Genomic DNA, 24,828 nt, shown 5'->3' with positions numbered 1-24,828 from the left:
AAATAAGTGCAGCAAGAATTAATCGTCTTGTTATTTGTCGCGGGTGAGCAGGGGTTGTCCTTGCAGGATTTAGCCACTTTATTAAACAAAGACTTAGCCAGTGTGCGGCAACAGTTGGTCAACTTAACTGAAGTCTTAGAGACTACTGACCAGTATCCTTTGATAATTAAGCAATTTGGTGAGCAGTATCAGCTATTAACCAAAGCTAAATATCATGATTTGTTAGATCAATATTGGCAAACTGAGCAAGCTAATAAGTTGAGTTCTGCCGCACTAGAAGTTGTAGCAATCATTGCTTATCAGCAACCGGTCACACGCATTGAAATCGATGAGATCCGTGGTGTGAAAAATAGTAGTGCGACTTTACAAACATTGCTTGTCCGGCAACTAATCAAAGTAACAGGCCATAAAGATGCCCCCGGACGTCCCATGATGTATGGTACTACGAAGGAATTTTTAAATTACTTTGGATTAACATCATTGGCAGATTTACCACCCTTAGCGGCATTTCAAGAACAAAATTTGGATCAGCAAGGAAATGTTGATTTATTTTCAAAAAAGGATAGAGACGAATGAAACAGACAGAACGATTACAAAAATTGATTGCCAATGCGGGAGTTACTTCGCGCCGGAAAGCAGAAGATTTAATTACGGCGGGGAGAGTGCAAGTTAATGGCAAAGTAATTCGCGAGTTAGGGAGTAAATTTTCCACACACGACTTGATTGAAGTCGATGGCGTAGCGATTGAAAAACGGCCCAAAGTCTATTTGTTATTTTATAAGCCACGCGGGGTGATTTCATCGGTTCATGATGAAAAGGGACGCAAAGTAGTAACGGATTATTTTAAAGATATTATTGATACGAGAATTTATCCAGTAGGACGTTTGGATTATGATACTTCCGGTTTATTACTAATGACGAATGATGGCGATCTAACCAACCATTTATTACATCCAAGTAATCAAGTTAATAAGGTTTATATTGCTAAATTATCTGGGATTGTAACTTCTCAAGCGTTAGAACAATTACGACATGGAGTTAAGATCAAGGGCCGTAAGACTGCTCCAGCTAAATCGGAAATTATGAGTATTGATCGTCAACGGCAAACTTCACTAGTAAAACTAGTGATCCACGAAGGCATGAATCATCAAGTTAAGGAAATGTTTAAACAAGTCGGCTTTAATGTGGTAAAATTAAGACGAGAGCAAGTTGGATTCTTAACGTTAGATGGTCTAGTATCTGGCGACTGGCGCTTTTTGACGCAAGATGAAGTCAAAGCTCTTAAAAAATTATAATAAATATCGTTTTCAAGGCAAGGTGAAATTCCTGACCGGCGGTGATAGCCCGCAACCCAGCAATGGTGGATTTGGTGTAATTCCAAAAGCCGATGGTATAGTCCAGATGATAGAAAACGCAAGATCATTATTTAATGGTCTCATTTGCCTTGCAACGATTTGTTGGAGGTCTTTTTTTATGGAAAGAAGTAAGTTAGCGCACAATAAAGTCATTGGTGGTGCTTTATTAACCGCTTTGGCAACTTTAGTAATGTATATTGAAATTCCATTGATTCCAGGCTTTTCTTTTTTGAAAATGGATGTTAGTGATGTTGTGGTGTTATTGGCCTTTGGTCTTTATGGAATGTCGACCGGAACGTTAGTAGCTTTTTGTAAAGTATTATTACATTGGGTGTTAATGGGAATGAATGTAGCTAGTTTAATTGGTGATTTTTCATCACTCTTGTCTAGCTTGGCATTTATTATTCCGATTGTTTTGTTACTGCGTAACGATCATGCTAATTGGTTAGCTTACGGTTGTGGAACTTTGAGTTTAACTATTGTGCTGTCTTTGGCTAACTACTTTATTTTAATGCCCTTATATATGACCGTTCTGAATTTTCATATCGGAATGCCGGTGGCAAAATACGTATTATTTGGGGTTGTGCCATTTAATTTAGTTAAAGGTGTTATTAATTCGATTTTGAGCATTTTATTAACTAGACGTTTAAAATTTTGATAAAAAAATCTTCAGTTTTTTCTTTTTTAATGAAATTTATCCATTTAACTGGTAAACTTAATAGTTATTAGAGGTGAGATTAATGAGCGATAAAAAACCTAAACTTTGGGAAGCAACATTTGGAGATTCTGCTGATCAAAAAGATACATCATCTGTGACAGACTCTACAACGCCAGAAACTTCTGCAGAGTATTCACGGGTTCAACGTAAAGAAACTCAAAAAAGTAATAAGGTTTTGGTTTGGTCATTAGTGATCGTGCTACTGGCAATTATGTGTTTGCCAATTGTTTGGTCGGCTGTTTCAGCCGGTCATCAAAAGACGGCAGTTGATAGTACTAGTCAAGTGGCAGTTAGTTCGAAGCCTAAAAGTACTGCAACTCATAAAAAAGCAAAAAAGCAAAAAGCTAAAAAAGTAGCATCACATTTGAATCAGTCGACCAATAAAAAATCTGAATCTCCATCTGATAAGACTGCTAAGGAAACTACAACTAATCAGCCGGAAACTACTAATACACAACAAAGTCCAACGAATAATACCGCTGCAGCTGATAATAATACTGCTGAGCAGGCTAATACTAATCAGCAAGCAACTACGGCAGCAAGTTCTTCGGCAACTAATTCTTCTTATTATGTTGTACAAGCTCATGATAATGCTTATCGAATTGCGCTGAATCATGGGATGACAACTCAGCAGTTATACCAATTAAATGGAATGTCTAGTAACACCGTGTTACGACCAGGGATGCGCTTGCGTGTTCACTAAATTTTGAGAGGCTGGGAGCAAAAGTCATCAAGTAGTTGAATGAAATTTTTAAGTCTAAAACTGAATGGAAGACTTTAAAATCGTTAAACTTAAATTGCTGACTTTTGAAACACAATAATGACTGAATGTTCATTTTGTTAGATGAGTATGAGTCTTATTGGCCCAACCTCTTTTACTGTTATTAGGAGTGCTCAAATGCAAATAGCTATTGATGGACCAGCTTCTGCTGGTAAAAGTACAATTGCAAAAGCAGTTGCACAAAAATTAAATTTTTTATATGTTGATACGGGAGCTATGTATCGCGCAGCCACTTGGTTAGCGACGCAATTGCAGCTTGATTACGGTGCTGAAGCTGCAATTGTTCAAGCGTTGCAAGCCAATCCAGTTACTTTTCGATTAGAAAATCAACAACAGTTAGTTTACGCCGGTCAAGAAGATGTCACGGCGGCAATTCGGACACCAATCATTGCGCAAAATGTTTCACAAGTTTCGGCGTTACAAGGGGTACGGACATTGTTAGTGCAACAACAACGAGCATTGGCACAAAACAACGATGTAGTCATGGATGGCCGAGATATTGGGACTGTGGTCTTACCCCACGCACAAGTTAAAATTTTTATGACAGCGAGTGTTCAAGAACGTGCACAGCGGCGTTATCAAGAAAATTTAACTCGTAAAATTACCACACCTTTAGCCCAAATTGAAGAAGAGATTACGCAACGTGATTATAAAGACTCTCATCGAAGTATTTCACCATTAATTCAGGCGAAAGATGCGCAAATTCTTGATACGACTGGCTTGAACATTGATCAAGTTATTGACAAAGCACTGCAAATTATTCAAATAAAATTAAAGAATTAATTAATAGCACTGGTAATTGAAGTGATTTTACATTAAGATAGATTTCGAACGATGGCGAGGAGGATGTAAAAATGGCTGAAGAGAATAACAGCATAAATCCCATGGAGCAAGCGCTTGATAGTTTTGATCAAGTACAAATTGGCGATGTGGTTACCGCGGAGGTATTATCAGTTGAAGACAATCAACTGGTTGTAGGTATTGATAATTCTGGAGTTGAAGGAGTTGTCCCACTGCGTGAACTAACTGCAGATCGGAAGGCTGATATTCATAAGCTGGCACAAGTTGGCGATAAATTAGAATTATTAGTCGTGCGGCATTCTGCGAGTGACAAAGAAGACGGTAGTTTTATTTTATCTCAACGCCGTATTGAAAATCAAAAAGCCTACGCTAAAATGGCTGATTTGATGAATCAAGATACTACAGTTCAAGGAAAAGTTACCGGAACTGTCAAAAGTGGTTTGTTAGTTGAAGTTGACGGTTTGCGTGGTTTCATTCCGGCTTCGATGATTTCAGATCATTTTGTTCGTGATTTAAAGCCTTACGTTGGCCAAACTTTAGATTTGAAAATTATTGAAGTGCAACCAGCTAAGAATCGCTTTGTTTTATCACATAAAGAAATCGCAGCTCAAGAAAAGAAGCAACGTGAAGCTGAAGTTATGGAACGAATCTTACCAGGTGATATTATCGAAGCTAAGGTTTCTCGTTTAACTAATTTTGGCGCCTTTATTGATTTAGGCGGTATGGACGGCTTAGTTCATGTTTCACAAATTTCTTATGAACGAGTTAATCAGCCAGCTGATGTTTTAGAAGTTGGGCAAGAAGTTAAAGTTAAAGTTTTAGATGTTGATAAAGAACGTGGACGAATTTCTTTGTCTATTAAAGCTGCACAACCAGGGCCTTGGGAAAGTGTTTCCGAAAAGATTGCCGTTGGTGATGAAATTGACGGTGTCGTCAAGCGTTTGACTGATTTTGGCGCCTTTGTTGAAGTCTTACCAGGGGTTGAAGGATTGGTTCATGTCTCCCAAATTTCTTGGAATCATGTTGATAAGCCAGCCGATGTTTTACAAGTTGGTCAACAAGTTCACATGAAAGTCTTAAATGTCGATCCAGAGCAAAAGCGTTTAGGTCTGTCAATTAAAGAATTAACGGAAAATCCGCATGCTAAAAAAGAAGCTGAATCTCAAGAAGAAGAGATTGATTACACTTTGCCTGATGAAGAACGTGGTTTTGCTTTAGGTGATATTGTGGATGATGAAAATTCTCAAAATTAATCAAACTTATTGTGCAAAAGCTGACTCTTTGGAGCCAGTTTTTTTGATTAAATAATTTTAAGAAGGTGAAAATATGGCAATGCCAGTAGTGGCGTTAGTTGGACGCCCCAACGTTGGAAAATCTACCTTGTTTAACCGAATTGCGAGTGAACGAATCGCTATTGTTGAAGATACTCCTGGAGTAACTCGCGATCGGATTTATACGCATGCTGAATGGTTAAATAAACAATTTACGGTGATTGATACAGGCGGAATTACTTTAGAAGATACAACGCTCAACCAAGAAATTAAAAGCCAAGCAGAAATTGCCATCGACGAAGCTGATGTCATTGTGATGGTTGTTGATGGTCGGGTGGGCGTAGTCAAAGAAGATGAAACGGTAGCTCATATCTTGTTTCAAGCTAAGAAGCCCGTCGTTTTAGCAGTTAATAAGGCCGATAATTTAGAGCAGCGTCAAGATATTTATGAATTTTATACGTTAGGTTTAGGTGAACCATTCCCCGTTTCCGGAGTTCATGGTACAGGTTTGGGAGATTTATTAGATCAAGTGGTTCAAAGTTTTCCTGATGACCAATTAGTTGATGAAGATCCTGCTATTAAATTTAGCTTTATTGGACGACCGAATGTCGGTAAGTCGTCATTAGTTAATGCCATTTTAGGCGAACGGCGTGTAATTGTTTCCAATATGGAAGGGACGACACGTGATTCGATTGATACCAGTTTTGTGGATGATGAAGGCCAATTGTATACGATGATTGATACTGCGGGCATTCGTAAACGTGGTAAAGTATATGAAAACACGGAAAAGTATTCAGTGATGCGGGCTATGCGCGCGATTGATCGTAGTGATGTAGTCGTTATGGTGATTGATGGCGAGCAAGGGATTCGTGAGCAAGATAAACGAGTTGCTGGTTTAGCGCACGAAGCTGGTCGTGGGGTCATTATTGCGGTTAATAAGTGGGATGCTGTCCAACATAAAGATCAAAAAACGATGCAAGAATTTACAGATTATTTGCGCCAAGAATTTCGATATTTAAATTATGCACCAATTGTTTTTGTGTCAGCACTGAAAAACCAACGCTTAGATCAAATTGTTGAACTAGTAACGGCAGTTTATGAAAACCAAAATCGGCGGATTCAATCGTCATTGCTGAATGATTTATTGTTAAAAGCTACTGCAATTGCGCCAGCACCAACTGTGAAAAATAAACGGTTGCGGCTATATTATTTGACGCAAGTTGCGGTTAATCCACCAACCTTTGTCGCTTTTGTGAATGATCCAGAGCTCTTTCATTTTTCGTATGAGCGCTTTATTGTAAATCAGTTACGGGAAATGTTTGATTTTACTGGTACGCCGATTAAGATCATTGCGCGAATGCGGAAATAGACTGTTTTGGTGGATTTAAATAAAATTTTTATTAAGAATTACAAAAGTTCGTAAAAAAATGTGATTATTCCTTGCTAGCTTGGGAATCTTATGATAATTTGTTAAAGAATGATGGTGTGGTAGTCGTCATTTTGATTAAGTAATGATCACTTCATTGCTTCACGGAGGTGAAAAAAATTATGGCAAATAAAGCAGAATTAATTCAAAATGTAGCTGAAAAAACTGGTTTAACTAAGAAGGATTCTACTGCTGCAGTTGATGCAGTTTTCAGTTCTATCCAAGAAAGTTTAGTTAAGGGCGAAAAAGTTCAATTAATTGGTTTTGGTAATTTTGAAGTTCGTCATCGTGCTGCTCGTAAGGGTCGCAACCCACAAACGAATGAAGAAATCACAATTCCTGCTAGTGATGTTCCTGCCTTCAAACCAGGTAAGACATTAAAAGACGCAGTTAAATAATTTTTTAAAAGATTGTTTATCACGGGCGATTATAATATTTGTTATAATCGTCTTAGCTTACATAAGGAAATTGTTCTGGGAAAATGTGCTTAACCGCTGGTCAGCTAATTAAGTCCGCTTTTCCCAACTATTATTTATTTGCCGGTATAATTGATAAGGATGCAACTAGCCTGAAATAGAAGTTAGGACAAAAGTAGATGAGAAGTTGCGTACTAACGATATTCCAGATTAAAGTCTGAACTTTAATTTTCGAATTGTATAAAGTTGGATACGAGCTACTGACTTTGGGAATATTATCAAAAGAAAATGTTCGTCTCAATTGACGCCAAATTCTTTGGGTCCTAGTTTCTTGAAGGTTCATGCGACAATACTAAATCTAAAAGTTATTAAAAAATTAGTCATTAAAACTGACTTTTGGAAATTACTGATTAAGTAGTTTTTTCAGAGGATTTTATATAACTTGGGAGTTTTTAAATACTTTAGTGATTGTTGTGCTAGTCGTACCCTTATTTTTTTGGATCAAAAGTGTCAAATTGATTTAGAAAATATTTTATGACAGATGTAATACTGGTAAGTCTCTTAATTTGTGTTATCTTGAAATTAACGGAATTAAAGGAGTATTTTAAATGACATATAGCAAACAGGCGGTGGCGGCTTTACAACAAGGTGATTTTGACCATGGACAGTCACTGTTAAAACAAGCTTTACAGCGTGATTCTGTAGATGATTTGTATGAAGCGGCACAACAGCTACAGCAGTCAGGATTAGTGGATAGTGCAATTGTAGTTTACCGCTCCTTGTTAAAACAATTGCCTCAGGAGGATATTCTAAAAGTTAATTTGGCAGAGACGCTGATTTCTAATGATGAAGTTGATGAAGCAACCAATTTGTTGGCACAAATTCAGGCAGATTCACCGGCTTATGTCGCATCATTAATGGTTAGTGCGGATCTTTATCAAACCTTAGGTCTTTATGAGGTTAGTGAGCAAAAATTGCAACAAGCATTAAAATTAGCACCACAGGAACAAGTGATTCAATTTGCGTTAGCGGAATTATATTTTAACGAAAATCAATTTCAACAAGCAGCTGATTATTATGAGCAGTTAATTGATCAAGATGTTTTCGAATTTTCAGGAATTTCACTGTACCAACGCTTAGCTGCAGCGCAAGTGGGACTAGGTGATTATGAAGCGGCGGAGGCCAGTTATCAACAAACCACACCCGAATTTTTAAATGCGGATAATCTATATAATTATGCTAATCTGGAATTAGAATTAAAACATTATCAACAAGCACAGACTTTAATTGAACAATTATTACAACTAGCACCGGATTATACTTCAGGTTATATTTTGGAAAGTCGCTTAAATTTGGCCCAGAATCAGCCAGCTGCGGCATTTAAAGCAGCTCAGCAAGGATTGAGCTATGATCCTTATAGTGAATTGTTATATGAATTGGTAGCTACCAGTGCACAACGACTAGGTGATTTAGATCCAGCAGTGACTTTATTAAAACAAGGTTTGAAGATGTTAGATGCGCCAACTAGTTTAATTTTAGCTTTGAGTCAAATTTATTTATTAAAAAATGAACACCAAGCAAATTTGGATTTGTTGGACCAATATGTAGATCAGTTGCGTGATGATGGACAAGCACAATGGAACCGGGCCCGCTCCTTGAGCGCTCTCGAACAAATTTCGGCCGCCCAAACGGCTTTTTTGAGTGTTTATGATCAATTTAAGGATAATCCTAATTATTTAAAGGACTTGATTGCTTTATTACGAAAAAGTTCAGCTCCAGATTTGCTGAAAAATGCTGTTCATAATTATCTAAAATTAGTACCTGACGATTGGGAAATGAATGAGTTGGAACAGGAGTTGAATTTAAACAATGAGAATTGAACATTTTCCGACTGCGATTGCAGCAGCAATTCCTGTTTTAGAGCAAATTAATGCGGCTGGCTTTGAGGCTTACTTTGTTGGTGGTTGTGTCCGTGACATGTTATTACAACGTCCGATTCATGATGTGGACTTGGCGACTAGTGCCTATCCGGCAGAAATCAAAGCTATTTTTAACCATACTGCAGATACCGGAATTGATCATGGAACAGTGACTGTCATTACTGCTCATCAAACTTATGAAATTACCACTTTTCGGACTGAATCGGGGTATCAAGATTATCGTCGTCCTGATCATGTAGAGTTTGTGCGGTCTTTAAAACAAGATTTAAAACGCCGCGATTTTACGATCAATGCATTAGCTATGACGACTCAAGGTCAGATTATTGACTTATTTGGGGGAGTAGCTGATTTACAACACCGCCGGATTAAAGCTGTTGGCAATCCTCAAGAACGTTTTCACGAAGATGCTTTGCGCATGCTTCGCGCGGTTCGCTTTCAAGCACAGCTCGACTTTACAATCGATGCTGCGACACAAGCAGGGATTGCAGCTAATGCGAATTTATTGTCTAAAATTGCGGTTGAACGAATTCGCGATGAGTGGCTGAAATTAATGCAAGCACCGTGTTGGCAAGTCGGTTTAGAAACGATGCTACAAACACAATTGAATCGGTATTGTCCACAACTGGCTGATGCTCAAGTATCCGAATTATTAACGTTAGATGCCCAGCTAAATTTACAAAATCAAACGCAAGTTTGGACTTTATTGGGCTGGCAATGGCAGCTGGATAAAGCCCAATTGTTACAATTTTTGAAAGCTTGGAAATTGGCGAATGCTGTTATTAAAGTCACCATGAAGAGCGTGCAATTATTGCAACAATTACCACAACTAACGACTTGGGATATTTACCAGGCTCAAAAACCAGTGGTCCAAAATTGTTGCCAATTGTTGGGCTTGTTAAATCAAAAAGATCAAGCACAGCAATTGGCAGCAGTTTATCAACAATTGCCCATTAAAAGTAGTCATGATTTGGCAGTGGACGGACAATTGCTCATGCAAGAATTAAACTTGAAACCGGGGCCACAGATTGGTCAAGATTTATTATGGCTTCAACAACAAATTGTAAGTCGACAATTAGCTAACCAGCAACAAGAAATACTCAAAGCTTTACGACAACGTGATGCTCAGATTAAAGGTGATTAAGTTATGAAAATGTTTAGTGTCAATAATTTGCAACAATCATTTGGAGCACGAACTTTATTTCAGCAAGTTAATTTTAAAATTCAACAACCGGATCGCATTGGCTTGTTAGGATTAAACGGGGTTGGTAAAACGACGCTACTTAATTCTTTGGTTGATGAAACTTTACTCAAGCAAGGTGTGATTGACCATCCGCGCGATTATCAAATTAGCTACTTGAAGCAGAATCCGTATTTAGATCCGCAAAAAACGGTGTTAGAGGCCATTTTACAGGGGGACGAACCCTTGTATGTCAGTGTGCGGCAATACGAAGCAGCATTAAGTCAATATAGTAGAGATAGCGATAATCCTCAAGTTGCGCAGAACTTTTTTCAAGCACAAGAACAAATGGATCGCATTGATGGTTGGGAGTTTCAAGCAACTGTCGAAACGATTTTGACGAAATTAGGCATTACTGAATTTAATCAACGAATTCAAGAATTATCGGGTGGTCAAGTGCGCCGAGTCAGTTTAGCGCAAATTTTAGTTTCTGATTCTGATTTATTAATCTTAGATGAACCGACTAATCACTTGGATGAAACAGCTATCAGCTGGCTAGCTAATTTTTTAAATAATTATGCTGGTGCTGTGATTTTCGTGACCCATGACCGCTACTTTTTAAACTTAGTTGCTAATCGTATTTTTGAATTAAGTAATCAAACATTACAAGAATATAGTGGTAATTATGAAGACTATTTACAAAAGCGGGCCCAAAATGAGGCCACTTTAGCAGCGACGAGACAACACCAGCAGAATTTATACCGCCATGAATTAAAATGGATTCGGGCTGGGGTTCAGGCCCGAGGAACCAAACAAAATGCCCGTGTGGAGCGTTTTAAAGAACTAAGTCAAACTTTAAAAAATCAATCTCAGTTTTCAGAGCAACAACTCAATATTGATATACAACACCAACGCTTGGGTAAAGATGTATTCGAATTAAAACAAGCACAATTGGCATTTGGCCAACAAGTCTTATTACAAGATTTAACATTAAGAATTAATTCTGGTGAGCATGTAGGAATTATTGGCGCTAACGGTGCCGGAAAAACCACTTTTTTGAATGTTTTGGCAGGTCGCCAGCAGTTAACAAAAGGTCAATTAAATGTTGGTCAAACAGTTAAAATTGGTTATTATACGCAACAAGTAGAACAAATGGACCCAAGCCAACGAGTAATTACTTATCTAGAATCTATTGGTCAAAATGTGGCTAACAGTGAAGGGGATAAGATGTCGGCTTCACAATTACTGGAACAATTTTTATTTTCTCCTAAACAGCAGGGGGCCTTTATTCGTGACTTATCCGGCGGTGAACAACGGCGGCTATATCTGTTGGCCATTCTCATTCAACAACCGAATGTTTTGTTGTTTGATGAACCAACTAATAATTTGGATATTGAAACCATGACAATTCTGGAAGATTATTTAACCCAGTTTAGTGGTAGTGTCATTACGGTTTCGCATGATCGTTATTTTTTGGACAAAATTACTGATGATTTATTAATTTTCCACGGTCACGGTCAAGTGCAGCGTTATTGGGGTTCTTATTCACAATATTTAACAAGTAATCAAACTAAAGCGAAGAAAGCCGCGTCAAATAAAGCGGCTGCGCCGCAAGTCAAAACAGCGCCAACTAATAAATTAACTTATGCGCAACAATTGGAATTAAAAGATCTAGAGCCTAAAATCACTCGGTTAGAACAACAAAAAGCGCATTTAGAACAGTTAATGAGTACGGAAGGTAATAATTATCAAGAAATTTTGAAGCATCAAACAGAACTGACTGAGGTTAAACAGCAATTAGATATGGCGAGTGATCGGTGGTTAGAATTAGCAGAGAGGAATAACTAATGGCAACAACTAAAAATGAAGAACAGTATTTACAGTTGTTACACACGGTTTTAACGACGGGGCAATTTAAGACGGATCGCACTCAGACCGGAACTTATAGTTTGTTTGGTTACCAAATGAAGTTTGATTTACAAGATAGTTTCCCCCTGTTAACGACTAAAAAAGTCCCTTTTGGTTTGATTAAATCGGAATTATTATGGTTTTTACGGGGTGATAGTAATATTAAGTATTTATTACAACATAATAACCATATTTGGGATGAATGGGCTTTTCAAAAATATGTCCAAAGTTCTGCTTACCAAGGTCCCGATATGACAGACTTTGGGCACCGAGCATTACAAGATGCGCAGTTCAATCAGGAATATCAACGACAAAAGCAATTGTTTTGCCAACAAATTTTACAAGATGATCAGTTTGCGCAAAAATTTGGTGACTTGGGTAATGTCTATGGGAAACAGTGGCGTCATTGGCAAGCTGACGGACAAGAAATTGATCAAATTGCCCAGGTGATTGAACAAATTCAAACGAATCCTGATTCTCGCCGACTAATTGTGACAGCTTGGAATCCGGCAGAATTAAAAACCATGGCTCTTCCTCCTTGCCACACCTTGTTTCAGTTTTATGTTAACGATGGTTATTTGTCGTGCCAGTTATATCAACGGAGTGCAGATTTGTTTTTGGGTGTGCCGTTTAATATTGCCAGTTATGCGTTATTAACACAATTAATTGCCCAAGTAACTCATTTAAAACCGGGAAAATTGATTCATACCTTGGGTGACGCCCATATTTATCAAAATCATTTAGCCCAAGTTAAATTGCAACTACAACGTCAACCAACGGCGGGACCGCAACTGGTTTTAGATCCGCAAATAACGAGTATTGATCAGTTAACGTTGCAACAAATTAACGTACAAAATTATCATCCCCAGTCCAGTATTTCGGCCCCCGTGGCTGTTTAAGGAGTAAAGCATGCTAGCATATATTTGGGCCGAAGATCAAAATCACCTAATTGGCCAAAACGGGCATTTGCCGTGGCAGTTACCAGCAGATTTACATTATTTAAAACAAACAACGCTACACAGTACAATCGTGATGGGTTCTAAAACTTTGCGTAGTTTTCCTCATGCGCGACCTTTGCCAGAACGGAGAAATATCGTTTTGACACATTTTCCTGAGCAATTTTCGCAAACAGCCGACTTAACCGTGGCGACCTCGCAAAGTGAAATTGAGCAGTTAATTAGTCACGATGAGCGGGTATTTATCTTTGGAGGACCAGCTTTATTTACTATGTTTGCCCAGCAAGTTCAACGTTTATATGTAACTAAAATCGCCGCACAATTTAGCGGCGATACGTGGATGATTCCCATTGATTACCAACAATTTCAACTCATTAAGCGACAAACTGGTCAAGTTGATGACCAAAATCTTTGGGCTCATGAATTTTTAGTTTATCAACGGCGAGATCATTATAAAAATAAATAAACTGAGAAAAACATCAAAGTGGTACCCAGCATCACAAAGATGTGCCAAATAACGTGAATGTATTTAATGCCCCGCATTGTATACAGTAAAGCGCCAATAGTGAAGGCAATTCCTCCAAAAAACAGGAGCAAAATTCCAGTAGTACCTAAGGAATGATGTAGGGGCTTCATGGCTAAAATGACTAACCATCCCATGATAACGTACAGGCTAGTATCAATGATAGGGTGCGCGCCCAAGTTAAAAATTTTGTAAATGATACCACCAATAGTAATGATCCAAATAGTACTTAATAAAACAATATTAAATGGTGCGGGGATTCCGAGTAGACAAAAAGGTGTGTAAGTCCCCGCAATTAATAAGAAGATAGAACTGTGGTCTAGAATCTGAAAAATGTGTTGAGCTTTAGTAAAGTAAAGACTATGAAAAAGTGTTGAACAAAGATACAAAAAAATAAGTGTACAGCTATAAATTAAGTAGGCGCTCAAAGTTTTAGCCATGGGGTGCTGATGGACAGCTTTAATAATTAATAATACAGTACCGGCGATCGCCAGTAGTAGACCGATTCCGTGAGTAATGGCACTGAAGATTTCGTTAGTAATTCGGTAAATTTTCGAAGTTTTTTGAGGTTTGGCAAAAATATTGGTCAAGACAAGCGCTCCTTTAATTAATAAAAATGTGCTAAAGTTGTGAACGTTTGATACAATCTTTAAGTAAACAACTCTTTTAGAGATTATAGCTTAAAGACCTGAAATGATAAAGGTAGGTTTCCACAAATGACAAATGTAAAAATCTTAACAGATTCTTCTGTGCAACTGACACCAAAAGAAATTACAGACTATCAAATTACAGTAGTGCCATTAACTGTTGAAATTGATAATCAACAATATGTTGATGGTCAAGACATTACTCGCCAGGAATTTTCCCAAAAAATGTTGGCTAGTACTAATTTTCCGAAAACGAGTCAACCACCCATCGGTCGCTTTGTCGAGGCCTTTAACAAATTAGGTCAAGATGGCAGTGAGGTATTGGCCATTACCTTGACTAAGGGGTTAAGTGGTACGGTAGATGCTGCCAAGCAAGCAGCGGAGTTGACTTCCACCAAAGTGACCGTGGTTGATAGTGGTTCAACAGATCGAGGGATGGCTTTTCAAGTTTTAGCAGCTGCGAAAATGGCACAGCAGAAAAAAACAGTGGCCGAAATTTTACCCGCGATTAAACATATTGCTGAACAAACGCAATTATACGTTTGTATTCCCCATCCAGAAAATATTATTAAAGGCGGACGTCTAGGCAAAATGGCGGCGACATTGACGTCATTATTAAATATTGATGTGGTTGTGCAGTTACAAAATCATAAATTGACGATTGCCAAAAAGGGACGCGGAATTAAAGTGATTAAGAATTTTATTCAATCACGTATTGAAGATATTGATGCACATGGCGACCAAATTAGTGAAATTGGCATGTCTTATGTGAGTGATGATACTTTGCCGCAGCAAATTAAACAACAAGTTCAAGCTCAATTTCCGCAGATTAAGACCACAATTGAACTAACTAGTCCGATTATTATGACCCATACTGGCGAGGGTGCCTTTGCGATTATTTATTATCGGCAATAATAAGCGGTTAACAATTTGATAAATTGAAGGAGTTAACTTTGCAAAAAATAAAGATTCTCATTAGTTTTTTGTTAGCTATTAGCTTAGTCAACATTCACGTTCATCAAGTTGCTGCTAAGAGTCAAACAACTACTTTAAAAGTGGTGGCTGTGGGTGATTCTTTGACTTATGGCGTTGGTGACGGTCACCATCAAGGTGGTTATACGCATTTGATTCAAAAACCTTTAAGAATAGCCAGTCATCGCCGAGTAAAAATGCGAAATTTTGGTATTAGTGGTGAAACGAGCGGACAAATTTTAAAGCGGGTTCAACATAACGCTGCTCTCAAAAAAGCATTGCAGAAAAGTGATATTGTTATCCTGACAGCTGGTGGTAATAATATTATGCATGTTTTACAAAAACATGGGTTAAATTTGTCCAATCAACAATTTCAAGCGGCTAATGATGCTTATGTGCAACAAATGTCTCAAATGGTGATGACTATTCGGCGCTATAATGATAAAGCGCCGATTTATTTGATTGGCATTTATAATCCGTATGCTATTTATGTTAAAAAAGCTCGGAGTGTGCAGCAGGCGGTTTTGCAATGGAATCAATCCAGCAAAAATTTAGCCCATAATAATTATCGAATGCATTTTGTGGATGTGTCAGCTATTGCTCAACCTAAAAAATTGAAATATTCGAAAAAAGAACAAACAACAACAAATCCGTTGTTATATACGAAAGACTATTTTCATCCTAATCATCAAGGTTATCAGTTAATGACCAAAAAATTATGGCACCAACTGCAATTAAGCCAAAAGGAGTGGATTAATTTAAAATGAGACGCAGTGTAGATACAAAACGTAATTGGTGGAAATGGGCTTTTTTAATATTAGTGGCAATCCTGATTCTGGGAGGTGCGGGTATGTGGTATGCTGTAACGCGCCCGATTGATTCTGCGGTTATTTCTAAACAACCTGCACCAGCCAATGATTCTCAACCAGTTTTTGAAGTAACGTTAACTGAGCAGCAAGCACAGAGGCTAGCAAATCATTATATTAATGAATATTTAAACAGTAAGGATATTCAATATCATTTAAAATTTGATCAACACATTTCGTTAGTGGGGAGTGCTGATTTGTTAGGGTCAAAAATTGATTTTCAGCTACAAACGGCTTCTTTTCCCACTGCTAGTGGTGGTGTCCAATTAAAAGCCCAACATCTAAAAATTGGTCACTTGGGTATTCCGTTGGGCTTTGTTCTCGGTTATATTCAACATAATTATCATTTTCCTTCTTGGGTAAGCATTAATAGCAGTAAGCAATTAATCAATATTAATTTACAAGATTATCAAAATGACAGTGGTTATTATTTTAAAGTCAAAGATTTAGATTTGCACAAAAATAAAATTGTCGTTAGTGTTTATTCGAGCAAGTTTTAGGAGTGTTAGTTGATGGAAAAATCTTTTTATGAATATTTAATGACGCAACGAAATCCTAATAGTACTAGTCCCATTGCTCATTTTGCGGAAGCGGCTTTTTTTGACCAAACTTTTCCAAAACAAGCGCAAGACTATACAGAAATTTCGGAATATCTGGAATTGAATGGATCGTATTTACCGACAATGGACATTTATGATCAGGCTTTTGCTAAATATCAAGAGTCCCAGGCACATTTTAATTCTTAAAGAAACGAGTGATTCGGCATGAAAAAAAAGTTTTCTTGGTCAACAGTAATATTTTCCATTGTTGGTGGAATTTTAATTGGGGTTGCTGGCGCATTTATCTTTATGGCAGTGGAACTGAAGAATCAAGGTTCTATGGGTAATTTTAGCCAAGTTCAACAAGTATATGAAACAATTAATCAAAATTATTATCAGAAAGTATCTTCTAAAAAGCTAATCAATGGTGCAATTAAGGGAATGCTGGAGTCTTTGGATGATCCTTATTCGGAGTTTATGGCGGACCAAGATCAAGATTCATTCAATAGTAATATTTCTGGGAAAATTTCTGGGATCGGAGCTACGATTGAACAAGCTAATGCTGGCATTCAAATTGTTTCAGCAATGCCGAAATCACCAGCGGCTAAAGCCGGTTTAAAAACTAAAGATATTATTACCAAAATTAATCAACATTCCACGCAAAAAATGACAGTTGATCAAGCTTCGCAATTGACCCGTGGTAAAGCAGGAACCAAAGTTCATTTAGAAATTAGACGCGGCACACAAACCTTTACTAAAACTTTGGTTCGGGCACCGATTAAAGTGGCGACGGTGATGGGCAAAGTGGTTAATCATCATGGCAAAGTAGCCGAAATTACGATTACCCAATTTTCCGAACATACTGCTAGTGAGCTGAAGCGAGAAATACAAAAAGTTCAACGTCAAGGTGCCCAAAAGTTAATTATTGATGTTCGAAATAACCCTGGTGGAGTTATGGAACAAGCATTAGCGGCCTCTAGTATGTTTCTGAACAATGGTCAAAAGATAATGACTATGGTTTCACGAACGGACGGGACGAAGACGTATCGTGCTAGTGCGAAATATTTAAAAAATTATAAAGTTAAATTACCGACGGTCGTTTTAGTTGATAAGGGTACCGCCAGTGCTGCTGAAATTTTTGCAGCAGCCTTAAAGCAGTCTGCACAAATACCAGTAATTGGTGAAAAGACCTTTGGTAAGGGAGTGGTGCAAACTTTAAGTCCGTTAAGTTCAGACTCAGAGATGAAAATCACTACCGCTAAGTGGTTGACCCCCAATGGTTCTTGGATTAATCACAAAGGCTTAGAACCGACACTCAAAGTTAAGTATCCAGATTATTTAAATATTAATGCTTTTACCAGTCAAAAAACGATTACTGCTCAGCAAACTAGTGGCGATGTGAAAGTTGCTCAAAAAGTGTTAAATGCTGTGGGGTTAGCGGTTCCAGTTACCGGTCAGTTGGATGCTACTACTCAACAACAATTGACAGCTTTTCAAGTACAACAGCAATTACCACAACAAAGGGGTAATTTGGATGCTAAAACTAGACAAGCTTTAACCCAAGCTTTAATGCAAAAGGCTCAAGGACATGATCCGATGTTGAACCAAGCATTTAAGGTACTAGAAAGGAAATAAGGACATGACGATTCAATGGTATCCAGGTCATATGAATAAGGCTAAAAATCAAATCCAAGACCATCTGAAATTAGTAGATTTAGTCTTAGAAGTGCGTGATGCCCGGTTGCCTTTTTCTTCGTTGAATCCGGTTTTAGATCAAATGATTAATTCCAAACCCCGGTTAATTATTTTGAATAAAGCTGATTTGGCCGATGAACGAATGACTAAGGCCTGGATTAATTTTTATCAAACAAAACAGCAATCAGTTATTGCTTTAGATGCACAGCATACTAATCAGTTACAACCGCTATTGAAGGCAATTGAACAATTAATGGCGTCAAAATTAAAAAAATACCAACAAAGCGGGGTCAAAAATTATACAGTGCGCGCCATGTGCATTGGCATTCCGAATGCTGGTAAATCAACATTATTAAATAAATTAGTTGGTAAGAAAGTGGCTGTGACGGGTAATCGCCCCGGTGTGACTAAAAATCAGAATTGGTTAAAGACTAAACACCATTTGGAATTGTTGGATACCCCAGGAGTTTTATGGCCCAAAATCACGCAAGAACGAGTCGGATTTAATTTAGCTTTGACGCAAGCGATTAGTGATAAAGTTATTCCCCAACAAGACTTGGCTATTTATGCATTAGAATTTTGGCAACAGCACTATGAAACAATTTTACAACAAAAGTATCAATTAACCGCCCAACAATTGACTCTGACAGGTGCCCAATTATTAGTGCAATTAACCACTCAGTGGCATTTTGAGCAGGATTTTGATCGTGCGGCTCATAAAATTATTAATGATGTGCGTCAAGGATTATTGGGTAGATATACTCTAGATTGGGTGCAAGAAATCAATGACTGAATGGTCACAATTAAAGATTCACGAGATTAAAGAGTTAATTAGCCAGCAATCATTAACGAGTGCAGATTGGCAAACGTTGGCGCAAGATTCCCGCGCTGGCGTGCAAAAATTAGCTCAGTCGCATCAACGCCAGTTAACTAAAACGATGGCGTTAAAAGCAGCTTTTTTACGACGGCAAAAATTTGAACAACCTTTTTGGCAACAGCAACAATTAGTAGCCGGAATTGATGAAGTTGGTCGGGGACCGTTAGCGGGACCAGTAGTTGTCGCCGCCGTTATTTTACCTGCGGATGTTAATTTAATTGAAATTAATGATTCCAAACAATTAAGTGATCACAAGCGCCATGAATTATATGGGCAAATTCTAGATCAAGCCATTGATGTTAGTGTAGCCGTAGGTAGTCCGCAATTAATCGATCAAGAAAATATTTATCATGCGACGGAGTTAACAATGGCACAAGCTGTTAGTCAATTATTGGTCCAACCTGATCATCTATTAGTTGATGCCATGCGGATTCCAATTCCCATTGCGCAAACTAAATTGATTAAAGGTGATGCGCGGAGTGTTTCGATTGGTGCTGCTAGTATTGTGGCTAAAGTTTATAGAGACGAATTAATGGTTAAGTATGATCAAGTTTATCCCGGTTACGGTTTTGCCCAAAATGCTGGCTACGGTACTAAAATTCATTTAGCAGGTTTACAGAAGCAAGGAATCTGTCCAATTCATCGACGTTCATTTGCGCCTGTCAAAAAATATTTGGCAGTAAATTCGTAATTTAAAAAAAATTACGGAGCTGGTGTTTGTTATGCAATTACGTCAATTATTATATCAATTATCCCAAACCCGTTGTGTGAGCAACAAAATAATGCTGCAAGTTTGTCAATTAAGCTTGCAGCATTATTCCGTTAGTCAATTAATTCAATTTGTGAAACAGCAACTAACGGTGACTAAACGCTCGTTATTTCAGCAACGCTTGCAACAAGATTATCCCATGATGCCACCATGTTTAACATTCTTGGACGCTGTTTATCCACAAAAGTTACGCGAAATCTATAATCCACCGGCTTTGCTATATTACCAAGGAAATTTACAGTTATTGAATCGCCCAACGGTTGCAATTGTTGGGGCGCGGCAAAGTAGTTTTTATACGCAAACAGTCGTACACAGTTTAGTTCCTGCTTTAGTGCAAGCTCAAGTAGTGACAGTGAGCGGGCTAGCTAAGGGAGCAGATGGTTGGTGTCACCAGATAACTTTAGACAATCAGGGGCAAACGATTGGGGTTGTGGGTAATAGTTTAGATTATTATTATCCGGCGGTTAATCGGCAATTACAAATGACTATTGCCCAACAAGGGTTATTGCTGTCTGAATATCCCCCTACAACGCACCCACAAAAATATTTTTTTCCACAGCGTAATCGCATTATTGCCGGTTTATGTCAGACATTAGTTGTCACACAAGCTAAAAGACGCAGTGGCAGTTTAATTACGGCCCAATTGGCACTGCAAGAAAATCGGAACGTTTGGGCCGCTCCAGGACCGCTAGATAGTTCGTTATCCCAAGGTTGTAATGAACTAATTGCGGCGGGAGCGCGACCATATTTTGCTGCTGGTGATTTATTGGCTGAGTTAGGGCTTGAACAAAAAAATTTGACAAATAGGAAATGACTGGCATATGATTTGAAGCGACTTGATTAAGGAAAGGAGCTTCATGTTGGTTAGCTCAAAAACTACCAAACGCCGTCCGGCTAAAAAGAATTTGGTAATTGTCGAATCTCCGGCCAAGGCTAAAACAATTGAAAAGTATTTAGGACGTAATTACAAAGTTTTAGCCAGCAAAGGCCATGTTCGTGATTTACCTAAAAGTCGCATGGGTGTTGATATTGAACACGATTATGAACCCACTTATATCTCTATTCGAGGTAAAGGGGATACTATTAAAGAATTAAAAAAAGAAGCCAAAAAAGCTAAAAAAGTTTATTTAGCAGCCGATCCCGATCGCGAAGGTGAAGCGATTGCTTGGCATGTGGCCCATTTATTAAATTTAGATTTAGCAGATGATAACCGAGTAGTATTTAATGAAATTACGAAAGACGCGGTTAAAGATGCTTTTAAGCATCCGCGAAATGTTAATATGGATTTGGTTGATGCGCAGCAAGCCCGGCGCATTTTAGACCGGTTAGTGGGTTATTCGATTAGTCCGATTTTATGGCAAAAAATTAAGAAAGGGCTCAGCGCGGGCCGTGTACAATCAGTAGCTTTAAAACTGGTGATTGATCGTGAAAAGTCAATTCGTAATTTCCAACCAGTAGAATATTGGACGATTCCTAGTCGTTTTCAGGCTGGTAGATTAAAGAAAAATCAATTTAATGCCAATTTTTATGGCGTGCATCATAAGAAGACTGAATTGCACTCGCAAGCAGAAGTTCAAACTGTTTTAGGACAATTAGATCGCAAACAACCGTTTGATGTGACAAAGGTGTTAAAAAAAGAACGCAAACGTTATCCAGCACCACCATTTACGACGAGTTCTTTACAACAAGAAGCTAACCGCAAGTTGAATTTTAAAACGCGGAAAACAATGATGTTAGCACAACAACTATATGAAGGAATTAATCTGGGATCGCGACAAGGCAATGTTGGTTTAATTACTTATATGCGAACGGATTCAACGCGAATTGCAAGTGTTGCTAAGCACGAAGCATCTCAGTTTTTGCAAAAAGAATATGGCGAAGAGTATGCGGCTACTAAGGTTCACGCTACGAAAAATCCCGAAGGCGCTCAAGATGCCCATGAGGCTATTCGCCCTACTGCAGTGCAAAGAACGCCGCAATCTTTAGCTAAAATCTTAACGCGTGATCAATTACGACTATACACTTTAATCTGGAATCGTTTTATGGCAAGTGAGATGACGCCCGCTGTGTTAGATACGATGACAGTGACTGTCGAACAAAATGATGTTCAGTTTCGGGCAAATGGTTCTAAAATTAAATTTGACGGTTTTTTGAAGCTTTATAAAGATGATCAAAAGACAAAAGATAATTTATTGCCAGATTTAGTAGAAGGGCAACAAGTTAAATTAATTGAAACCAATCCAGAACAGCATTTTACGCAACCCCCAGCACGTTTTAGTGAAGCTTCGTTAGTTAAAACTTTGGAGGAAAACGGTGTTGGTCGTCCCTCGACTTATGCACCAACTATTGATACGATTCAAAGACGCTATTATGTCAAATTAAATGGTCGTAGTTTTGAACCGACGGAATTAGGAGAAATTGTTGATGATTTAATTGAACAATATTTTCCAGACATTGTTAATGTCGACTTTACGGCTAATTTGGAAACTGAATTGGATGGCATTGAAGCGGGCAAAGAAAATTGGCGCCAAGTAGTTGATGAGTATTATCAACCTTTCTCTAAGGAATTAACAGCTGCCGATGAACAAATTGAAAAGCTACAAATTAAAGATGAACCGGCTGGGATGAATTGTGACATTTGTGGTGCACCGATGGTTATTAAATTAGGGCGTTACGGCAAATTTATTGCATGTAGTCGTTTTCCAGATTGTCGTAATACTAAAGCCATTATTAAAGAAATTGGTGTGACTTGTCCTAAATGTCAGGAAGGTCAAGTAGTGGAACGGAAATCGAAGAAAAATCGCTTATTTTACGGTTGTTCGCGCTATCCGGACTGTGATTTTGTGGACTGGAATAAACCTGTTGGTCGTAACTGTCCTAAAGACGACCATTATCTAGTTGAAAAGAAGGTCAAGGGTGGCCGCCAAGTAATCTGTCCTAATGGCGATTATCAAGAAGAAGTTCAAAAGTAGCACTTGTCTACAAATTGCTGAAAGTTTCTTCGGATAGATTAGAACGATCGTTGACTAAAAGTGTTACCATAGAATTGTAGTGGTTTTTAAGCTTAAAGTTCGAAAACTAAAATTTTGAGACTACTGAGATATAAGGTCTGGAAGCAAGATAAACCGCTACTAAGTTAGCAAATCAGCTTAGTAAGTTAAATTTATTTTCAAAAGTTTAGAACCAATACAATTCACAAAATCTAAAATATTAAGAATAATGAAATATAATTGAGGTAAATTATGACAACAATTTGTGCAGTCAGACATCACAACCAAATTGCAATTGCTGGAGATGGGCAAGTTACTGCTGGCGAAAAAACCGTTATGAAAGCTTCCGCACATAAAGTGCGGCGGATTTTTAATGATCAAGTAATTATTGGTTTTGCCGGCGGTGTGGCTGACGCTTTTACTCTAGAAGATTGGTTTGAAAAGAAGTTGCAAAGCTATGCTGGAAATTTAAAGCGTTCCGCAGTGGAATTAGCTCAAGATTGGCGTAAAGATCCGACTTTGCAAAAATTAGAGGCAATGATGATTGCTTTTAATCAAGAGGATTTATTACTAATTTCGGGTAATGGTGAAGTGATTGAACCTGATGAGGATGTAATTGCTATTGGCTCAGGTGGTAATTTTGCCCAAGCTGCCGCCATTGCTATGATTCGCCACAGTCCAGACATGACCGCTCAAGAAATTGCTCATGAAGCTATTAATATTGCCTCAGATATTGATATCTTCACTAATAAGAGTATTTTAACGGATCAAATTTAGGAGAGAACAATGCCAGAACAAATGACACCCAAACAGATTGTTAAAGCTTTAGACAAATATATTGTTGGTCAAGATCAAGCTAAAAAATCCGTCGCCATTGCTTTATATAATCGTTATCGGCGGATGCAATTATCGCAAAGTATGCAAAAAGATATTACACCCAAGAATCTCTTAATGATTGGACCAACGGGAGTTGGTAAAACCGAAATTGCACGCCGCTTGGCGGATGTGGTGCAAGCACCTTTTGTCAAAGTAGAGGCTACTAAGTTTACCGAAGTGGGCTATGTTGGTCGCGATGTTGAGTCGATGATTCGTGATTTGGTCGATGTTGCGGTCAAAATGGAAGAAAAACAAAAATATCGTGAGGTTCGTTCACAAGCTAGTCGACAAGCTGATAAGATTTTAGTTAAATTATTAGTGCCGGGTAAAAAAACACAGGCAGTTCAACCCAATATGAATAATTTACAAGATCTCATGTCGGCGTTTAATGCGATGACACGTGGAGAAACACCACAAGCTGCTAATAATAATGAGGAAATCACGGATGAAGTTCGAGATCAACGTTTAAGCGTGAAAGAACAATTAGATCGTGGTTTACTTGAAGATCAAGAAGTAACGATTGAAGTATCGGAAAGTAAAAAAATCAATCCGATGAATGATATGATGGGACAAATGGGGATTGATTTAAACGGCGCAATGGACTCGTTAATTCCTAAGAAAACCATTAAGCGAACCTTACCAGTTAGTCAAGCACGGGAGATTTTGATTGAACAAGAATCAGCTAAGCTGGTAGATTCCGATGTGATTTATCAAGCTGCCATTCAGCGTGCTGAAAATGACGGAATCGTCTTTATTGATGAAATTGATAAAATTACGGCTGGTAATAAGAAAACATCAGGTGAAGTTTCCCGTGAGGGTGTTCAACGTGATATTTTGCCAATTGTTGAAGGTTCTAGTGTCAATACTAAATATGGTAGCGTTCAAACGGATCACATTTTGTTTATTGGCTCTGGGGCTTTTGCTGAAAGTAAACCGAGTGATTTAATTGCTGAATTACAAGGACGTTTTCCAATTCGCGTCGAATTAGATGATTTGACGGAAGCAGATTTTGTTCGAATTTTGACAGCTCCAGATAATGCTTTGGTTAAACAGTATATTGCTTTGGTAGGTAGTGATGGCATTAAGTTAACCTTTACGCAAGAAGCGATTGAAACAATTGCGCGGTTAGCTTATCAGGTTAATCATGAAAATCAAAACATTGGAGCTCGTCGTTTAGCAACTATTTTGGAAAATGTCTTGGCTGATATTATGTATGAGGCACCCGATATGCAGATGGGTGAAATCATGATTACGCAGGAATATGTAGAAGATAAAGTTGGCAAGATTGCTAATAATAGTGATTTAACTAAGTATATCTTATAGGA

General features: G+C 38.1%; 25 protein-coding genes and 1 riboswitch. Of the genes, 24 read left to right on the top strand and 1 reads right to left on the bottom strand.

The genetic code is table 11. From position 1 onward, the window contains the following. Positions 1–6: 6 nt before the first annotated feature. From scpB to AC3B6D_RS08420, 13 genes are all read left to right on the top strand, one after another. On the top strand, positions 7–576 hold the full coding sequence (scpB, locus tag AC3B6D_RS08480) for an SMC-Scp complex subunit ScpB (RefSeq protein WP_489775428.1): 570 nt from the start codon (positions 7–9) through the stop codon (positions 574–576). Continuing rightward, positions 573–1,295 (top strand): pseudouridine synthase, encoded by a 723-nt coding sequence (locus tag AC3B6D_RS08475; protein ID WP_489757909.1) that lies wholly within the window; start codon positions 573–575, stop codon positions 1,293–1,295. Before scpB ends, AC3B6D_RS08475 begins: the two co-directional genes overlap by 4 nt. Before the next feature lie 4 nt (positions 1,296–1,299). After that, a riboswitch (FMN riboswitch) is annotated at positions 1,300–1,417 on the top strand. A 56-nt stretch (positions 1,418–1,473) separates the two neighbouring features. Next, positions 1,474–2,013 (top strand): ECF transporter S component, encoded by a 540-nt coding sequence (locus AC3B6D_RS08470; protein ID WP_489757910.1) that lies wholly within the window; start codon positions 1,474–1,476, stop codon positions 2,011–2,013. Between the two features lie 82 nt (positions 2,014–2,095). Then, complete coding sequence (locus AC3B6D_RS08465) at positions 2,096–2,776, top strand: LysM peptidoglycan-binding domain-containing protein (protein WP_489757911.1); 681 nt, start codon at positions 2,096–2,098, stop codon at positions 2,774–2,776. 195 nt (positions 2,777–2,971) lie between these two features. Beyond that, positions 2,972–3,637 (top strand): (d)CMP kinase, encoded by a 666-nt coding sequence (cmk, locus tag AC3B6D_RS08460; protein WP_489757912.1) that lies wholly within the window; start codon positions 2,972–2,974, stop codon positions 3,635–3,637. 71 nt (positions 3,638–3,708) lie between these two features. Further along, positions 3,709–4,908 carry a 30S ribosomal protein S1 gene (gene rpsA, locus AC3B6D_RS08455; RefSeq protein ID WP_489775427.1) on the top strand — a complete coding sequence of 400 codons (1,200 nt, stop codon included), beginning with the start codon at positions 3,709–3,711 and terminating at the stop codon, positions 4,906–4,908. Between the two features lie 73 nt (positions 4,909–4,981). Then, positions 4,982–6,295 carry a ribosome biogenesis GTPase Der gene (der, locus tag AC3B6D_RS08450; RefSeq protein WP_489775426.1) on the top strand — a complete coding sequence of 438 codons (1,314 nt, stop codon included), beginning with the start codon at positions 4,982–4,984 and terminating at the stop codon, positions 6,293–6,295. A gap of 179 nt (positions 6,296–6,474) precedes the next feature. Then, positions 6,475–6,750, top strand: a complete 276-nt coding sequence (locus AC3B6D_RS08445; protein ID WP_489757915.1) for an HU family DNA-binding protein — start codon at positions 6,475–6,477, stop codon at positions 6,748–6,750. 626 nt (positions 6,751–7,376) lie between these two features. After that, the gene (locus AC3B6D_RS08440) at positions 7,377–8,648 is read left to right on the top strand and encodes a tetratricopeptide repeat protein (protein ID WP_489775425.1); all 1,272 of its coding nucleotides are present in this window, start codon (positions 7,377–7,379) and stop codon (positions 8,646–8,648) included. Beyond that, a complete protein-coding gene (locus tag AC3B6D_RS08435) occupies positions 8,638–9,849 on the top strand; it encodes a CCA tRNA nucleotidyltransferase (protein WP_489775424.1) in 1,212 nt (403 codons plus the stop codon). Before AC3B6D_RS08440 ends, AC3B6D_RS08435 begins: the two co-directional genes overlap by 11 nt. Before the next feature lie 3 nt (positions 9,850–9,852). Next, entirely contained in the window at positions 9,853–11,733 is a 1,881-nt protein-coding gene (locus tag AC3B6D_RS08430) for an ABC-F family ATP-binding cassette domain-containing protein (protein WP_489775423.1), read from the top strand. Next, the gene (locus tag AC3B6D_RS08425; protein ID WP_489775422.1) at positions 11,733–12,692 is read left to right on the top strand and encodes a thymidylate synthase; all 960 of its coding nucleotides are present in this window, start codon (positions 11,733–11,735) and stop codon (positions 12,690–12,692) included. The genes AC3B6D_RS08430 and AC3B6D_RS08425 overlap by 1 nt, the downstream gene beginning before the upstream one ends. A 10-nt stretch (positions 12,693–12,702) precedes the next feature. After that, positions 12,703–13,215 (top strand): dihydrofolate reductase, encoded by a 513-nt coding sequence (locus AC3B6D_RS08420; RefSeq protein WP_489775421.1) that lies wholly within the window; start codon positions 12,703–12,705, stop codon positions 13,213–13,215. Here AC3B6D_RS08420 and trhA read toward each other — a convergent pair. Then, complete coding sequence (trhA, locus tag AC3B6D_RS08415; RefSeq protein ID WP_489757921.1) at positions 13,200–13,862, bottom strand: PAQR family membrane homeostasis protein TrhA; 663 nt, start codon at positions 13,860–13,862, stop codon at positions 13,200–13,202. The genes AC3B6D_RS08420 and trhA overlap by 16 nt on opposite strands. A gap of 126 nt (positions 13,863–13,988) precedes the next feature. On the opposite strand from trhA, the gene AC3B6D_RS08410 reads away from it, so the two are divergent. The 11 genes from AC3B6D_RS08410 (at position 13,989) to hslU (ending at position 24,826) form a co-directional block, all read left to right on the top strand. Next, the gene (locus AC3B6D_RS08410) at positions 13,989–14,834 is read left to right on the top strand and encodes a DegV family protein (RefSeq protein WP_489757922.1); all 846 of its coding nucleotides are present in this window, start codon (positions 13,989–13,991) and stop codon (positions 14,832–14,834) included. Between the two features lie 38 nt (positions 14,835–14,872). Continuing rightward, positions 14,873–15,658: a GDSL-type esterase/lipase family protein gene (locus AC3B6D_RS08405; protein ID WP_489775420.1), complete on the top strand. Its 786-nt coding sequence runs from the start codon at positions 14,873–14,875 to the stop codon at positions 15,656–15,658. Continuing rightward, a complete protein-coding gene (locus AC3B6D_RS08400; protein ID WP_489775419.1) occupies positions 15,655–16,257 on the top strand; it encodes a YpmS family protein in 603 nt (200 codons plus the stop codon). The genes AC3B6D_RS08405 and AC3B6D_RS08400 overlap by 4 nt, the downstream gene beginning before the upstream one ends. 12 nt (positions 16,258–16,269) lie before the next feature. Beyond that, the gene (locus AC3B6D_RS08395; protein ID WP_489757925.1) at positions 16,270–16,503 is read left to right on the top strand and encodes a YozE family protein; all 234 of its coding nucleotides are present in this window, start codon (positions 16,270–16,272) and stop codon (positions 16,501–16,503) included. Positions 16,504–16,521: 18 nt separating this feature from the next. After that, entirely contained in the window at positions 16,522–17,931 is a 1,410-nt protein-coding gene (locus AC3B6D_RS08390) for a S41 family peptidase (protein WP_489775418.1), read from the top strand. 4 nt (positions 17,932–17,935) lie between these two features. Continuing rightward, on the top strand, positions 17,936–18,784 hold the full coding sequence (gene ylqF, locus AC3B6D_RS08385; RefSeq protein WP_489775417.1) for a ribosome biogenesis GTPase YlqF: 849 nt from the start codon (positions 17,936–17,938) through the stop codon (positions 18,782–18,784). After that, entirely contained in the window at positions 18,777–19,559 is a 783-nt protein-coding gene (rnhB, locus tag AC3B6D_RS08380) for a ribonuclease HII (RefSeq protein WP_489775416.1), read from the top strand. Before ylqF ends, rnhB begins: the two co-directional genes overlap by 8 nt. 31 nt (positions 19,560–19,590) lie before the next feature. Continuing rightward, positions 19,591–20,451, top strand: a complete 861-nt coding sequence (dprA, locus tag AC3B6D_RS08375; protein ID WP_489769747.1) for a DNA-processing protein DprA — start codon at positions 19,591–19,593, stop codon at positions 20,449–20,451. Between the two features lie 43 nt (positions 20,452–20,494). After that, the gene (gene topA / locus AC3B6D_RS08370) at positions 20,495–22,609 is read left to right on the top strand and encodes a type I DNA topoisomerase (protein WP_489769748.1); all 2,115 of its coding nucleotides are present in this window, start codon (positions 20,495–20,497) and stop codon (positions 22,607–22,609) included. Positions 22,610–22,879: 270 nt separating this feature from the next. Then, a complete protein-coding gene (gene hslV / locus AC3B6D_RS08365; protein WP_489757931.1) occupies positions 22,880–23,404 on the top strand; it encodes an ATP-dependent protease subunit HslV in 525 nt (174 codons plus the stop codon). A 9-nt stretch (positions 23,405–23,413) separates the two neighbouring features. Beyond that, positions 23,414–24,826 carry an ATP-dependent protease ATPase subunit HslU gene (gene hslU / locus AC3B6D_RS08360; RefSeq protein WP_489769749.1) on the top strand — a complete coding sequence of 471 codons (1,413 nt, stop codon included), beginning with the start codon at positions 23,414–23,416 and terminating at the stop codon, positions 24,824–24,826. The last annotated feature ends 2 nt before the right edge of the window (positions 24,827–24,828 follow it).

This window comes from Bombilactobacillus sp. ESL1097, assembly GCF_058107205.1.
The sequence above is the reverse complement of the archived record's forward strand: the minus strand, read 5'-3'. Positions and strand labels throughout refer to the sequence as shown.